Here is a 13,133-nt window from a genome sequence, read left to right on the forward strand (position 1 = left end):
GGGGTTACTCCTGGTCCTGCAGGCTGCTGCGGCTGCGCACCTGCTGGGCGTGCTGCTGGCGGGCGACCTCGATGGCCACCAGGCGGGCGAGGCATTGCTCGTCCATGCCGGCGCTGGGGTGAACGTGGATGGTGACCGGCGCCGGCTGGCTGAGCTGCGCGGCGGGGGCATGACGGGCGCCCAGTGGCGGGCGGTTGTCCATGGCCAGGCTGCTGCCAGCGGTGGCCAGGGTGATGGCGCCGGCGGTGGTGAGCTGCTTGGCGGTGCTCGCCAGTTGTTGGAGTGGGCGCGCCTCACTGCGGCGCAGGCCCACGGCCAGCCCCGCCATGGTGTCGTCACCCAGGGTGGCGAACACGCGCGACGGGCTGCGAATGCCGAGCTTGTCCTTGAACCAGCCGATGGTGGCGCCGCCGGCGTTCTCGATCGCGCCCTTGACGCGCCCGAGGCCGTTGGTGATGCCGTTCACCAGGCCGTCGATGAGCATGCCGCCGAACTCGCTGAATCTGCCCGGTAGCTCAAGGCCGAAGTAGTTCATGACGGCGGCAAAGGCGCGGTAGAACAGGCCCAACGGGCTGAAGTTGAGCAGGGTGGTAGTGATGCCGGAAATGCCGCCATTGGCGCCGGCCTTGAGTTCAGCCCAGATGCCGGAGAAGAACGCGACGACGCGATCCCAGTTGCGGTAGATGAGGTAGGCACCTGCCACCAGTGCGGTGATGACCAGGCCGATAGGGTTGGCCAAGGCCAGCCGGCCGAGCCACAACAACACAGTACCAACGGTTTTAATGGAGCTGACCAAGCCGAGGCTTTTGATGCTCAGCAGCATCATGCCGTAGCGCACCATGGCGAAGGGGCCGATGACTGATGCGAGCATGACAGTGAGGCCGCCACCGATGGCCAGCAGCATGCCCAAGCCCGCGATGGTTTTCAGTATCTGCGCGGTGAGCCGGGGATTCTCCTTCATCCAGGCGCTGATACCGCGAACCACACCGGTGATGCTCTGGATGAAGTCGCGCAGCGGGCCTTCGTTGGCGTCTGCGATGGTGTTGCCGACTTCTTCCCACGCGCTGCTCAGGCCCTTCAGGTCGCCGTCGATGTTGTCGGCCATGACCTTGGCCATACGGGCGTTCTCGCCCTGTACGTTCATCAGCTCCTGCAGGAGCTTGTCCAGGCCGCCCAGGCCCTTCTGGTTGATCAGTTCGGCCATGCCTGAGCCTGGCTCGACACCAAAGATGGCCGTGAGGTGAGCGGCCCGTTCGACGTTGCCCATGTCTTTGGTTTTGCGGGCGATCTCGCCGAGCAAGTCAGGGATGTCGCGCATGTTGCCGTCAGCGTTGGCGATCTCCAGGCCAAGCGCGGCAATGGATTTTTTCGCAGCACCCACCGGGGCCGAGAGCCGGTTGAGCATGGCACGCATGGTTGTGCCGGCCTGGCTGCTCTGGATGCCGATGTTGCCGAGCAGTCCGGACATGGCGGCGGCTTGCTCCAGAGTAAGCCCCAGGCCTTCGGCGGAACCCATGTACTTCATGGTTTCGCCGAGCATCTCCAGGTCTACGTTGGCGCGTGCGGCGGTGCCGGACAGCACGTCGGCCACGCGGGTGATGTTGCCTTGGACCTCGGGGTCGATCTTGAAGGCGCTGCTGATGTTCGAGGCGATATCCGCCGTGCGGGCCAGGTCGGTGTTGTTGGCCAAGGCCAAGTCGAGAATGTCGCCCATCGAGGCGCGGATTGCCTCGGGTGTGAAGCCGGCGCGCGCCAGGAAGGTTTGCCCGGCGCCGACCTCGTTGGCGCTGAATGCGGTGGATGCGCCCAGCTCGCGCGCTTGGCCCTTCAGCGCCTTGAAGCGCTCGTCGTCTTTGTTCAGGCGGGTGATGGCCTGCAGCTCGCTCATCTGCGCGCCGTAGGCGACGCCAGGGGCGAGCAAGCGCGCACCGCTGTAGAGAATGCTACTACCGGTCGCAAGCCCACCGGCACCACTGGCGGCCATGCTGCCGGACAGGCCCTGGGTGCGCTGGTACTGTTGCTTCGCTCGGGCCAGGCGTTCCTGTTGGCGGGTCAGCTCGGCCAGCCGATCCTTCTGGGCCTTGATCTTGCGGTTTACGGCGTCGATCTCATCGCCGAGCGTCTTCTCACGGCTCTTGAGTGACGACGTGCTGATGCCCGCTTCCTTGAAACGGGTAATGGATTGGCGCAGCTCCGCTCGCTGCTCCTGGTGCTTTCGCGATAGGCGATCCACTTCCCTGCTGGCGTTGAGGAAGCTCTTTTGGAACGCCGCAGAGGGCGCCGTCATGCCCTTGAGCTGTTCACGCATACCCCGCATGCGCTGCTGGGCGTTGGCGAGTTGCTCGGACGTCTCGCGAACGGCGGTGTGCTGTTTCTTGTAGCTGCTGATGTCGTTTTGCAGGGCGTTCAGCGACTTGAGCTGGTCGCGGCTGGCCTTGAGCGCCCGCCCGAGCCCGCTACTGCCCTGAGTGATGGCGCGGATGGGGGCCGTGGCTTTGTCGATGGCCTGCAGGACCAGTTGCATCTTGAGGTCACGCGCCATCGTCTTGCTCCCACCTTGCTCTGGCCCGTTCGCGCCAGTCGATCAGTTCTGCCAGTGGCAGGGCGTCCATGGACGCCGGCTGCCAGTGAAATACCAGGGCGAGGTCTGCCATGGCGTCTTCTACGCAGTGAGGGCAGCCTCGCGCGCCGACTTCTGCACCAAAAAACTGGCCACCACTACGGCGCAGGCAGTGAGGTCGGCGGGGTCCATCTGGCCGATTTCGTGGTCGGTGAGGGTGGGCTCGGAGATGCGCGGCAGCACCTTGCGCAGGGCGAGCACGTCCATCTGTGCCAGATCGAGCAGGGTGACGCCGCGCAGGGCGCCGCTGTTGGGCTTGCGCAGGGTGATTTCGGTGATGGTGGTTTCGCCGCGCTGGATGGCTGTGTCGAGCGGGACCACTTCTTCGTTCGGGTTTTTGGTTTCCATGCTGGTTTTCCTTTTGCTGTAGGTGCTGGCCAGCGGCGCAGGAGTGCCGAGGCCAGCTTCGCGGGTGGGTTATGGGGGTTACAGGCCGATGGCGGCGCGGTGCTCGGCTTCGAGGTCCACGCCGTCGACGATGTAAATCATGTTGAGCAGGTCGATTTCGATCTCGACGCGACCATTAACGATCAGCTTGTAGTAGCTGAGGGTCATGCTGACCTTGTGCTCAGTGTTTTCGCCGGGCTTGGCTTCGCCCATGTCGAGTTCTTCGATGCGGCCACGGGCGACGACTTCGACCGGCGTCACCGTGCCGGTGTCGTCCTGCTGGTAGGAGCCGGCGAAACGCAGCTGTACGGCGTCGGCACGCACGGCGCCGAAGCTGCGCAGCTCCAGCAGTACGAGGCCGCCGAGGGTGTAGTCCATCTGCAGGCCGTCATCGGAGTGGCCGAGGTCGACCTTGACCGGGCCACTCATGCCGCCGCCGCGATAGGCCTCCATCTTGCGGGCCAGCTTGGGCACGGTGGCGGCCGCAACCACGCCCATGTAGCTGTGGCCGTTGTAGAACAGGTTCATGTTCTTGAGTTTTTTAGGCAGTGCCATGGTGGCTCTCCGGTGGCGCGGCCCTGGCCGCGCTGGGTTGTTGGGCTCAGCCGGTCACGCGCGCGGCGAAGTCGACGAGGTAGCGGTCGGTGATGCGCTGGCGCAGGGTGAGGTCTTCAAGCGGCGGGACGGGGGTGTAGTCGTAGTCGAGGTACAACTTGCCGGCCTTGAGGGTGTCTTTGTCGTTGGCGGCTGGGTCGTACCAGCATTCCCCGCCGATCAGGTAGCCGCCGCGAATCAGCTCGCGGAACTTGGCGTTGATGCTCTCGACCATGTCGCGCACCAGGGAGGGGTGCATGGGGCGGTCCATGGCCCAGAATTGCGCCTCGGCCATGGTGTCGGCCAGCACCTGGGCGGTGCGGGTGTAGTTCTCGAAGGCGAACAGCGGATCGTCTGCGCAGGTGCGCGAGCCCCAGAAGCGGAAGCCCTCGCGGCGAATCAGGGTGGTGATCTCGCTGGCGTTGAGCAGGCCGGCTTCGGTGTCGGGGCTTTGCAGATCCCAATGCACGTCACGCGAGAGGCCCGTCACGCCGTTTACGGCGACGTTGGACAGGGTCTTGTGCCAGCCCGTTTCGGCGTCGATGCGGGCGCGCAGGCCGAGGGCGCGGGCGGCAGCGCTGGCGACGTGCTCGCTGTTGCTGGCGGTGTTCCACTCGATGAAGTCGGGCCAGATAAGCATGAGCTCACGGGCGGCGAAGGCCTCGCGGTAGGCGATGGCGTCGGAGACGGTGGCGCAGTCCCAGCAGTTGGCGTAGGCGAAGCCGCGCAGCTTCTGCGCGGTGATGATCAGCTCTTGGACCACGGGCAGCGAGTCCAGCCCCGGCACGCCGAGCACGCGCGGTTTTACGCCGAGTTGCGCCTCGGCTGCGAGCAGGGCCTTGAGGCCGGTGTAACGGCCTTGGTCGTCCACGCCGCCGATGACCTTGGTGGCCTGGTCCGCTGCTTTGGCGGCGTCGTCGGCACCCTCGCCATCGGCCACACGTACCACGACGGTGATGGCGTTGGCCTGGTCGGCAATGGCGTCGAGGCTGGCCGCCAGTGTGCCCAGGGTGCCAGCCTTGCCGGTGGCGCTGAGCACGTCGGTGAGCAATACCGGCTTGTTGAGGGGGAAAACCGTTTCGTCGGCATCGCTGCCGGTGCAAACCATGCCGACCACGCCGGTGGCTGGGGTGCGAATGGGGCGCGTGCCTTCGTTGACTTCGACAACGCGCACGCCGTGGTGGTAGCCAGTGGCGGACATAGTTGGGGGCTCCTGCTGGGGCGGATCAGTGAGCCTTTAGCGTGTCGCGCGCGCGATGTTTGAGCGAGGGCCGGTGGTTGTAGCGGGGGGCGTTACAACCAAAAAAAAGCCGGCGCTGGGGAGGGCCGGCAAGGGAGTAAAGCTGAAGGCTGCGGTTCACGTCCTGATTATAGTCATGCAGCCATTTCGGGTTGTCGCATTGAATGTTTGCATTTAGTTGATAGCGGGCCACCAGTGGTCGGCGGTGTAGTCCGCTGGGATGGTGGCCATGGCCTTGAGGTCACTGCCGGCGAAGGTGTGGGCCGAGCGGTGCGCGGCTGCTGCCTTGCCCAGCTCGATCACGGTTTGTGCATCCATGGGCACGCGGGAGTTGTCGGCGGCGATCCAGGCGAAGTCTGCCGCCGGATCAGACCAGCGCAGATCACCGGCCAGCGCGCCGGCCATGATGGCGATGAGTGCCTCCAGCGCTTTGCCGCTGAACACGTCCCAGTCGCCTGGCTGGTTGGCAGATGGCAGGCGGGACTGATAGCGCACGCCCTGGAACATGAAGCCGGCGGAAATGCGCCGGTCGCGCTCGGCGTCCACGTCTGCGCTGGTGGGCAGTGGTACAGGTTGCGGTGCGGGCGCGGTGAACTGCGCGCCGTCATACAGCCAGCCCGGTGCGACCGGTGATCCCTCCGGCAGTTCGATCAGGACGATGCTGGGGGCGAACTCGGGACGCTCGGCATACTCGGGCGTGCTGTGAACGATGCCGGCGACGATCAATGCATAGCGTGCCATCAGACCACCTCCGGCCATTCGATCAGGATTGCGCCGGGGGCGCCGTTGCGCACCAGGCCCGCCGAGTAGTTAGCACCGGCGCCATACCCCATGGCTGCTGACATGGCGCTAGTCGTTTGCCCAACAGTGCGACTGGTATCCAGAATCAAACCCCCACCGCCGCCAGCCACTAGGGTGGAACTGGTGTATGCAATAACTTTCCCCCCATAACCCAGGGGGGTGTCCGATCCGTTCTGCACAGGAGTCGGATTGGTGCTGTTATTTTGGCGACCTCCGCCAGGGGTCCCGACTCCGGCGCTGGTACTGCCACCAAGCGCCGAAATGAAAGCACCGAAGGAAGTGGTCCCGCCTGGGCTATAGGAGGTCGATGATGTCCCGGCGCCGATCCCGCCAGCGCCAATCGTACACGGCACCGACATGTCATCACCGATATCAACCGGCACTCGAATGAAGTATTCACCGCCGTTTCCTGCTGTGGGGGTGTTCGTGCCACAGCCCTCTCCACCACCAATCAACGTCACATAGACGGTATTGCCGGCCAGGCCAACAGGTCGGTCCCAATCCCCGTTGGCGGTGATGATCTGCTGTTTCAACAGCATGCCGCCGTTGATGAACTGCGTCAGATTGGTCATTACAGAATGCTCCAGCCGTAGTCGGCGCTGATGAACCGCAGCCGCACGATTACAAACGCCTTGTTGAGGGTGAGGTGGCCGTCGGTGGCGCGCCCGTTGATCTTGTCGACTGCAATGCGGTGATCGAGCCGACCGGTGAGGTTGCCGACCATGACTTCTTGCCCGGCCTCCGGCGCCGCCGGCAGGCTGACGGTGACAGGGGCATCGGCGTTGGTGATCTGGGCAAATCCCAGGGGGGCGAGCGTCACGTCGTCCGGTGCCGGCACCGCAACAAATTCCCCGGTGCTGATGGTGATGTCTTGCGTGCCGTTGAACAGCACGCCGTTGATGCGGCGGGCCGTGGCCAGGCGCTCGGCGGCCACGGCGGTGCCAGCGACCGGCAGCGCGCCGATGGCCTCGGGACTGATCAGGGCCAGGTCAAGCTGAATGCTGGCGATCAGCGCATCGATCTGTAGCAGGGTCAGCAGCAGCCGTGGGACGTCGTCCTCCTGGTCGTTGTCCGGGTGGATCAGCGGCCAGCTGTAGTTGGGCGTGCGGTTGTCGATCATGGGCTTACTCCGAAACGATCACGCGTAGGTCGCGCACACGCGGGCGCGCCGCCGGGGTGCCGGTGAGGGTGAGGCGCACGCGCACGACGGCCCCGGTGATGCCTGCGGTTACGCTGCTGAGTTCCAGCGCGCCGTTGCCCAGGGCCTTGGCGGTGGGGGCGTCGCAGGCCTGCCAGGCGCCGGCGTCGACCTGGTACTCGGCGGCGACGTTGCTGCCGGCCGGCAACACGGCATCGAACACCACGCGCAGGCGCACGTTGGCGCCGGCCGGAATGGCGCGGCTGACGTAGGTGCCGCCAGGTTGCAGGACGCCCAGGGCCAGCTGGGTAGGGCCGCGCAGAATGCCGGACACGCCCTCACTGGCGCGCAGGTGGGCGCTGACAGCGATCTCGCCGGTCACCGGCGCCGGGAACTGGATGGCCTGCAGGTCAGCCGCTGGCAGCACGGAGCCGTCCGGCAGGGTCAGGCTGTAGTCGACGGTGGCCTCGGGCGATGGGGATACGCCGCCGGCGATGAACACGCAGTCGGTCACGTCCTCGACGTCCAGGGTGCCGAGGTCGATGGTGCGTTGGGTGGCGGTGTACTGGGCGACGTTGAGGCGGAACCACAGGTCGCGGTCCTGGTGCGCCGTCCAGGTGACGGCGTTGGCCGAGCTGAGCAGCACACCGATTTGATACGGCTGGGCCGATACCCAAGCGCCGCCGTCCTGGTCGTAGGCGCCCAGGGTGGCGATGGCCAGTTCATGCTCGTTGGAGTCGGTCAGCACAACGATGGCGTACTCCAGACCTGGCCACAGCAACGCGGGCATGTCGAAGGTGACGTTGAGCACGCCGGTTGCCTGCGGCGTGATGCGCGCCTCGGCCAGCACGGCGGTGCTGGGCATGCCGCTGGCGGTGGTGCGCAGTTGCACCAGGATGTCCTTACCGTCTGCGCCCAGGGTGGTGAGCATGAGGTCGACGGATTCGACCTGGCACAGCTTGTCCACGCGCAGCGTCTGGGCCAGCGGGTCAAGGATGCAGGTGCCGTTCTGCATCTCGTAGATTTTCAGGCGGGTGACCCATGCCTGAGTGGATGCGAAGTTCTCCGGGCCGAGGCCTGGCGGGTAGACGGTCGGGGTGGTGGTCTGGGTCGGGTCGCTGAAGCTGATGACGTACTCCGGCGACTCGGTGGTGACCTGTTGCTTTTCTTCAATCTCGCGGGTGCCTTCGCCGTAATACTCGGCCTCGCCACGGCTGCCGCCTTCGCCGACGAAAAACACCGTCTTGCGCCCGCTGGTGACGCCCTCGGGGATGTGGAACGCGCCGTTGACCACGCCTTGGCCGTTGGCGGACAGGATCGGCACCGGGGTGACGTCGATGCCGTCGAACACCACACGGATCAGCCGCTCGCCAGCGCCGAATCCTTGCAGCTCGAACGCTACGTCGATCTGCCGCAGGGTCCAGATGGCCTCGGTGCTGACGCTGCTGGTGACCTGGGTGCTGGTGACGTAGTTGCCGGTGTACCAGCGGTGCGGGTGCTGGCCGGTGGGCATGGCGATGCGCTTGGTGACGGGCGAGGCCCAGACGGTTTCGGTTTCCGTCCAGCGGTCTACGGCGGGTTCCAGGGTGACGCGCGCCGGCATGGGCAGCTGCGCGCCGTAGCTGTTGACCTTCATCGCACCGGTGCGGGCCACTTGCTCGACGGCCACACGCGGCACGCTGGGGCAGCGCTGCGGGCTGGTCACGTCTGCGCTGGCGGTGGCCAGGCCCGTGGCGGTGATGGGCAATACCAACTCACCGTCGACGATGGCGGCGCTTTGCTCGATGCCCGCGTCGCGCATGTCGTCGGACAGGAATGGGTCGACGAACACGCCCCGGCGGATGCCCTGGTCGCGGACGTTGGCGTCGGACAGCAAACGCTGCTCGGCCACACGCTGGTAGACCTCGTCAATCATGGCTTGCATGCGGCCCAAGGTGTACATGGGCACCATGCGGGCGCCGTCTGCGGTGACGCTGCGGGTCGCGGGCAGCCAGGTTTGCCGCACGGTGGCGATGGACAGCAGGTTGGCGGGCACGTTGGGGGCGACAGGGTTGTCCAGGGCCGACACGCCACGCACCCACACCGCGCCGCCGCCTTCGTCCAGGCACAGGCGGTCGATGCGCGGCAGCTTGGCGCGGTAGGTGACCAGGGCGAGGGTGCCGGCGACGGCGCCCTCGACGTAGAGGCCGGTGTCATCCGGGTCGAGCGCTTCGGGACTGGCGATGTAGCGATAGGTGACTTTGTAGGTGGAGCCGGTGGCGGGTTCAGCGCCTGCCGGCGCCCAGTCCACCGCCGCCGCGCCGAGGGTGTAGTCGGCGGCTGCGGCGTACTCGGTGGTGCCCTGCCAGACGCGCTCGATGCTGATGACGGAGTTGTCCGGCAGCACGTCGGCGGCGCCGACGTAGGCGCCATGCACGACGTCGACGGTGCGCTCGGCGGTGATTTGCAGGGTGACCACTTCGGCGATGGCCGGGCGGTTGACGTTGATGCGCTGGCGGGCCGGGCCTGCCATGAGGTGTGGCTCAGAGGCGATCAGGCGCAGGTCGGGCTGTGCGTCGTAGATGATGCGGCGGGAGGTGGCCAGCTCGACGCCGAAGCCGTTGATGCGCGCACGGCCTGCGTTGATCAGCCAGGTTTGCGAGTCCTCGGGGGTGCTGCTGAGCAGCTCGGCGACCAGGCCGCGCACGACATAGCAGCCGTCGGTGCTGTCGCGGTCGTAGCGGGCGATGGCCTGGGCGACCACGTCGAGGTTCGGCGGGGCGCTTTTCTGGCGGACGTTGCCGTCGACGACGGTGTAGACCGGGAAGAACTCGGCATCGTTGCGGCTGCCTTCCAGGCCCCAGGTGGGGGTAAGGCGCAGGCGGTCGGCGCCGGGTTCGTTGTAGCCACGGGTGCCGGCTGCGGGGTTGAGCAAGGCGGGGTCATCCTGCGCGGTGATGACCTCGCTGAGCATGAAGGCGCCAATGGTGACGGTGCCGACCAGGGGCACGGTGAGCGCAGCAGGGGCGATGCCGCGCACGGCGCCGTCCAGGTAGATGGCGCCGGCTTCAAGGGTGGCGTGGCCGGTTTCGAGATCCAGCACCAGGCCGGCGTCACGGATGATGTCGCCATCCTTGAGCAGGACGTCGGCAATGCCCTTGAGGCGCTGATGCTCGGCGCTCTGCAGCTCGTTGAACTCGGCACTCTGCAAGATGCGGTCGGGCCGGAACAGGTGGCGGTCGTAGTTCTTTGCCTGGTCAAAGCGGTCGTAGTGTTCGGTCATGGCGGGCCTCAGAACGGCAGGATGTATTCAAAGGTTTGGCGCACACCCGCTTCGCGGATGAGCTTGTTTGGCAGGCGCTCCAGCACCTTGAGGCGGCCAGGGTTGATCAGTTGCGCGGGGGTGAAGTAGCGCTGACCCGCCGGGAGTGCCGGGTCTACCTGGGTATCGAAGAACAGGCCGACTTCGCGCACGGTTTCACCGGCGGCGTCGTTGTAGTCGAACACCACGCGCACATGCGCCCATTTGGTGGGGGCGGGCGATGGGGTGAAGCGCTGGCCGCCTGGTAGCTCGATTTCGCCTGCTGGGTCGGGCTGCACGAACTGTGCTTGCGTCACGCTGCGGCGGCCGATCTCGTCAACCAGTGCGGAAGCGGTGGTCGGCTCCGGCTCGGGGGCGGCGTCCCATGCCGGGTTCCCACGCCCCCAGGCGAAGTGCAGGGAGCGACTGATGAAAATGGCGCATTCGCCGATGCGCCCGTCGTCTTGTAGTGCGGCCATGGGGGTCAGTCCTCTGTGCTGTGTTTGCTGTAGATGGGCAGGCGCCAGGGGCCGACCCATGGGCCGCGCCATTTGCGGCGCGGGTGTCGTTCGGGGGTGATGCTGTTGCGCGCTGCGGTGGCGGCGGGTTGCAGGGGCGGCAGATCACGCACGGTGCTGCCCAGGTGTACGCGGGCGAGCAGCAGCCAGGGGGCGCCCAGCTCGCGCACTGGCAGCAGGGCGCTGTGCATGGAGCCGACGCCGCCGAACAGGTCCATTTCCCAGGTGCTGTCGGTGACCCAGTTGTCCCAATACATGCTGTCGCGGCGCAGTAGCAGGGCGCGGGCGTGGGTGCGCGCTGGCAGGGCCGCACGCGGCGGTGCTGGCAGTTGGGCCGCGTGGCGCTCGCCGAAGCTGAGCTTGAGGCCGTCGACGATCAGGCCGCTGTCGTCATCGAGGAGGGAGCCGTCCCAGCGAGAGCGATCGAGCCGGGCGTGGCGCACGTCGTAGCCGTGGAACAGGCGGTAGAAGCGGACGTGGGCCGGGATGCTGGCGGCGATAAGCTTGCGGATGTCGTCGAGGCGAGCCGGGGCGCGGGGGCTGCCGGGGTCCAGGTGCAGGAGTGGGCCGTCTTCTTCGACGGTGGCGGTGATGTCGATCCAGCCCAGTGCGCGCTCTACGCCGGCGCCTGTGCCGCGCTCGCGCAGCCAGGGCAGGCCGGCGGCGAGCAGCTGCTCGGGGGTGTCGAAGTATTCCGCGAACTGGGCCAGGAAATACTGGGCGGCCAGCACCGGGGCGAAGCCTGGCGGCAGGGTGACTTGTACGCCGGCGGGCAGATCGGCCAGGGCCTCCAGCTCGCCCAGGCCGAGGCGCGACCAGGCGTGCTCCAGCTCGGTGCTGTTGGGCGGCAGTAGGGTGGTGCTCATGCCTGGCCCCGGTCGGTGAGCTGCAGGGTGCGCAGGGTGGCGAAGCCGTCCGCGGCGATGCTGATGTCTGCCGGCATGGCCAGTTCCACGCGGGCAACGCCAGCGGCATGCAGGGTGCTGGTGACCCAGCTGCGGGCGATGGCGCGCCCCAGGGTGGCATGGGCGGCGAACTGGGCGCGGAAGCTGGTGGCCAGCAGCTCCACCAGGTTGGTGGGCGCGCTTGCCTCGCGCCAGATGCTGGCGGTGACGTCGACGGGGGTGGCCTGGGCCAGGCGAACGCCGAGGGTGACGCCGAGCATCTTGGCGCCGGGGGCATCGAAGGCAGCCCAGCAGGCGGCCAGCGTCGCAGGGCCGTCAGCCCCTTCTTGCAGCCAGAGCACGACGTCGACGCGCCCTGCGCTGGGCTGGATAACCTCGGCGCTGCGCACGGCCAGGCTCGCGCTCATGGCGACCAGGATGTAGTGCTCGCGGGTGCCGTTGCCGGCCATGGCGGCAATGCGCAGGAGCAGGCGCTCGCGGTAGCGGGCGTCCGCTTCACCCTGTAGGCGCGGCAGGCCGAACAGCTGGCCGATGTGGTCCAGGTCCAGGCCTTCGGCATAGATGATCAGGTTGGCGCGGGCAGCGTCGTTGATGCGGGCGCGTAGCAGCAGCTCGCGGTAGCTGGACTCCTGCAGCAGTTTGGTGAGTGGCTCGGATTCCAGCTCCAGCAGTTCGGCGGTGGCCTCGCGCTGGTCGGCTGGCAGCAGGGCGAGCAGGCCGGCTTTGCGCGCCTGGAAGATTTGCTCGTAGTCGAGCGGCTCGACGATATCGGGAGCGGCCAGGGTCATGCGATGGCTCCAAGCTGTAGCGGCACTTGCAGGTTGAAGGCCTCGTTGCTGTCAACGAGGGTGCCTTCGATGTCGGCCACGCCCTGGGGCCAGGTGGCGCCGTAGCGAATCTGGGCGCGGCTGATGCGCACGCGCGGTTCCCAGCGCATGACGGCGGCAGCGATGGCGGCTATGGCGAGCATGCGGGTGTAGTCGTTGTGGGGCTGGTCGATCAGCTCGGGCAGGTGGCTGCCGTATTCGCGGCGCATGAGGCGCGAGCCGATAGGCGTGCTGAGAATGTCGCCGATGGATTGGCGGATGTGCGCCAGGCGCGCCAGGTCGCCCCCTGTGTTGCGGTTCATGCTTGGGGCGCTCCGGTGACGCCGGTACCGGGCATAACGCCCAGGTGCACGTGCTTGGTAAGGCTGACCCCGTTGGCGATGACGTCACCGGTTACGGTGACGGTGCCGGTAATGGTGATGCCGCCAGGGGCGAACAGCTCGGCGCGACCGGCACCGGGCAGGGTGGCGCGTAGCTTGTGGGCCGCCTGGTCGTACTCGATCACGGCGCCGTCCGGGTAGGTGGTGCGGTGTACGTCTGCGCTGTTGCCGTTGGCCGGGTTGGCGTCGCTGTACAGGCCGATCAGGGCCACGCCCTGGGTGAGTTCGCCGGATGGGCTTAACAGGACAACCTGCTCGTCCACTGTCGGCGCGCTCCAGTGGCTGGTGGTGCCGGCGCGCAGGGCGAGCCACGGCAGCCAGCCGGTGAGCAGTTGCCCGGTGGCGACGCGCACGCGCGCTGCGGCGACGTCCACCTCGGCGATGGTGCCGAGGCGGAGCAGGTTGTCGAGGCGGCGGGCGAGGTCGGCGGTATTCATGCGCCG

At 67.1% G+C, this 13,133-nt stretch carries 14 protein-coding genes; all 14 read right to left on the bottom strand.

Translation table 11 applies throughout. The annotated features are described in order from the left end of the window. Positions 1-4: 4 nt before the first annotated feature. The 14 genes from JLK41_RS12250 to JLK41_RS12315 all read right to left on the bottom strand — a co-directional run bounded on the left by JLK41_RS12250 (position 5) and on the right by JLK41_RS12315 (position 13,127). Positions 5-2,542 carry a phage tail tape measure protein gene (locus JLK41_RS12250; protein WP_244976500.1) on the bottom strand — a complete coding sequence of 846 codons (2,538 nt, stop codon included), beginning with the start codon at positions 2,540-2,542 and terminating at the stop codon, positions 5-7. After that, complete coding sequence (locus JLK41_RS12255) at positions 2,532-2,654, bottom strand: GpE family phage tail protein (protein WP_210391106.1); 123 nt, start codon at positions 2,652-2,654, stop codon at positions 2,532-2,534. Before JLK41_RS12255 ends, JLK41_RS12250 begins: the two co-directional genes overlap by 11 nt. A gap of 8 nt (positions 2,655-2,662) precedes the next feature. After that, positions 2,663-2,968 carry a phage tail assembly protein gene (locus JLK41_RS12260; protein WP_210391107.1) on the bottom strand — a complete coding sequence of 102 codons (306 nt, stop codon included), beginning with the start codon at positions 2,966-2,968 and terminating at the stop codon, positions 2,663-2,665. A 78-nt stretch (positions 2,969-3,046) separates the two neighbouring features. Then, complete coding sequence (locus tag JLK41_RS12265; protein ID WP_210391108.1) at positions 3,047-3,562, bottom strand: phage major tail tube protein; 516 nt, start codon at positions 3,560-3,562, stop codon at positions 3,047-3,049. Positions 3,563-3,608: 46 nt separating this feature from the next. Then, complete coding sequence (locus JLK41_RS12270) at positions 3,609-4,802, bottom strand: phage tail sheath protein (RefSeq protein ID WP_210391109.1); 1,194 nt, start codon at positions 4,800-4,802, stop codon at positions 3,609-3,611. Positions 4,803-5,015: 213 nt separating this feature from the next. Beyond that, positions 5,016-5,582 carry a DUF4376 domain-containing protein gene (locus JLK41_RS12275; protein WP_210391110.1) on the bottom strand — a complete coding sequence of 189 codons (567 nt, stop codon included), beginning with the start codon at positions 5,580-5,582 and terminating at the stop codon, positions 5,016-5,018. Further along, positions 5,582-6,214 carry a hypothetical protein gene (locus JLK41_RS12280; RefSeq protein ID WP_210391111.1) on the bottom strand — a complete coding sequence of 211 codons (633 nt, stop codon included), beginning with the start codon at positions 6,212-6,214 and terminating at the stop codon, positions 5,582-5,584. Before JLK41_RS12280 ends, JLK41_RS12275 begins: the two co-directional genes overlap by 1 nt. Further along, positions 6,214-6,762, bottom strand: coding sequence for a hypothetical protein (locus tag JLK41_RS12285; protein WP_210391112.1), 549 nt, complete (start codon positions 6,760-6,762; stop codon positions 6,214-6,216). Before JLK41_RS12285 ends, JLK41_RS12280 begins: the two co-directional genes overlap by 1 nt. A 4-nt stretch (positions 6,763-6,766) precedes the next feature. Further along, complete coding sequence (locus JLK41_RS12290; protein WP_210391113.1) at positions 6,767-10,042, bottom strand: DUF4815 domain-containing protein; 3,276 nt, start codon at positions 10,040-10,042, stop codon at positions 6,767-6,769. An 8-nt stretch (positions 10,043-10,050) separates the two neighbouring features. Then, entirely contained in the window at positions 10,051-10,539 is a 489-nt protein-coding gene (locus tag JLK41_RS12295; RefSeq protein WP_210391114.1) for a hypothetical protein, read from the bottom strand. A 5-nt stretch (positions 10,540-10,544) separates the two neighbouring features. Then, positions 10,545-11,444: a phage tail protein gene (locus tag JLK41_RS12300; RefSeq protein WP_210391115.1), complete on the bottom strand. Its 900-nt coding sequence runs from the start codon at positions 11,442-11,444 to the stop codon at positions 10,545-10,547. Continuing rightward, entirely contained in the window at positions 11,441-12,271 is an 831-nt protein-coding gene (locus JLK41_RS12305; RefSeq protein WP_047587375.1) for a baseplate J/gp47 family protein, read from the bottom strand. The genes JLK41_RS12300 and JLK41_RS12305 overlap by 4 nt, the downstream gene beginning before the upstream one ends. Further along, complete coding sequence (locus tag JLK41_RS12310) at positions 12,268-12,612, bottom strand: GPW/gp25 family protein (protein ID WP_047587378.1); 345 nt, start codon at positions 12,610-12,612, stop codon at positions 12,268-12,270. The genes JLK41_RS12305 and JLK41_RS12310 overlap by 4 nt, the downstream gene beginning before the upstream one ends. Continuing rightward, entirely contained in the window at positions 12,609-13,127 is a 519-nt protein-coding gene (locus JLK41_RS12315; protein ID WP_210391116.1) for a phage baseplate assembly protein V, read from the bottom strand. The genes JLK41_RS12310 and JLK41_RS12315 overlap by 4 nt, the downstream gene beginning before the upstream one ends. Between the last annotated feature and the right edge of the window lie 6 nt (positions 13,128-13,133).

This window comes from Ectopseudomonas khazarica (genome assembly GCF_017915135.1).
GTDB lineage: Bacteria > Pseudomonadota > Gammaproteobacteria > Pseudomonadales > Pseudomonadaceae > Aquipseudomonas > Aquipseudomonas khazarica.

Coding starts and splice junctions, on each gene's coding strand:
- JLK41_RS12250 (WP_244976500.1), bottom strand. CDS start 2,542: ATGGCGCGTGACCTCAAGATGCAACTGGTCCTGCAGGCCATCGACAAA.
- JLK41_RS12255 (WP_210391106.1), bottom strand. CDS start 2,654: ATGGCAGACCTCGCCCTGGTATTTCACTGGCAGCCGGCGTCCATGGAC.
- JLK41_RS12260 (WP_210391107.1), bottom strand. CDS start 2,968: ATGGAAACCAAAAACCCGAACGAAGAAGTGGTCCCGCTCGACACAGCC.
- JLK41_RS12265 (WP_210391108.1), bottom strand. CDS start 3,562: ATGGCACTGCCTAAAAAACTCAAGAACATGAACCTGTTCTACAACGGC.
- JLK41_RS12270 (WP_210391109.1), bottom strand. CDS start 4,802: ATGTCCGCCACTGGCTACCACCACGGCGTGCGCGTTGTCGAAGTCAAC.
- JLK41_RS12275 (WP_210391110.1), bottom strand. CDS start 5,582: ATGGCACGCTATGCATTGATCGTCGCCGGCATCGTTCACAGCACGCCC.
- JLK41_RS12280 (WP_210391111.1), bottom strand. CDS start 6,214: ATGACCAATCTGACGCAGTTCATCAACGGCGGCATGCTGTTGAAACAG.
- JLK41_RS12285 (WP_210391112.1), bottom strand. CDS start 6,762: ATGATCGACAACCGCACGCCCAACTACAGCTGGCCGCTGATCCACCCG.
- JLK41_RS12290 (WP_210391113.1), bottom strand. CDS start 10,042: ATGACCGAACACTACGACCGCTTTGACCAGGCAAAGAACTACGACCGC.
- JLK41_RS12295 (WP_210391114.1), bottom strand. CDS start 10,539: ATGGCCGCACTACAAGACGACGGGCGCATCGGCGAATGCGCCATTTTC.
- JLK41_RS12300 (WP_210391115.1), bottom strand. CDS start 11,444: ATGAGCACCACCCTACTGCCGCCCAACAGCACCGAGCTGGAGCACGCC.
- JLK41_RS12305 (WP_047587375.1), bottom strand. CDS start 12,271: ATGACCCTGGCCGCTCCCGATATCGTCGAGCCGCTCGACTACGAGCAA.
- JLK41_RS12310 (WP_047587378.1), bottom strand. CDS start 12,612: ATGAACCGCAACACAGGGGGCGACCTGGCGCGCCTGGCGCACATCCGC.
- JLK41_RS12315 (WP_210391116.1), bottom strand. CDS start 13,127: ATGAATACCGCCGACCTCGCCCGCCGCCTCGACAACCTGCTCCGCCTC.